Source organism: Halomonas sp. ND22Bw, assembly GCF_003011945.1.
In the GTDB taxonomy this organism is placed as follows: domain Bacteria; phylum Pseudomonadota; class Gammaproteobacteria; order Pseudomonadales; family Halomonadaceae; genus Halomonas; species Halomonas halophila.
This window is the reverse complement of sequence record NZ_PXWD01001686.1, coordinates 1-239: the sequence shown is the minus strand read 5'-3', so window position 1 is coordinate 239 and position 239 is coordinate 1. Positions and strand designations below refer to the sequence as shown.

1 protein-coding gene is annotated in these 239 nt (G+C 69.5%); it reads right to left on the bottom strand.

What is annotated here, in order from left to right:
• A partial coding sequence (locus tag CVH10_RS24000) for a hypothetical protein (protein ID WP_219925099.1) occupies positions 1-239 on the bottom strand: 239 nt, incomplete at both ends.

Sequence of the window (239 nt, the reverse complement as noted above, 5' to 3'; positions counted from 1 at the left end):
GATGCCGCGCAGGTAGGTGTCCTGCACCGGTGCGCAGCCGGCGGCCAGGATGTCTCGCCGCAGCACACCCAGCGGGTCTTCCGGATCGAGCTGACGTCGCAGTTCGGCGGGTGCCGCCATCATTTCTTCCTCGGCCATTGCGCGCACGCGCGATTCGTCCAGGAAGCCCAGGAACGCCCGGCCGGTGGCCGACCACAGCATCGACAGCACCGACCCCACCCGCGCATTGACCGTCACCG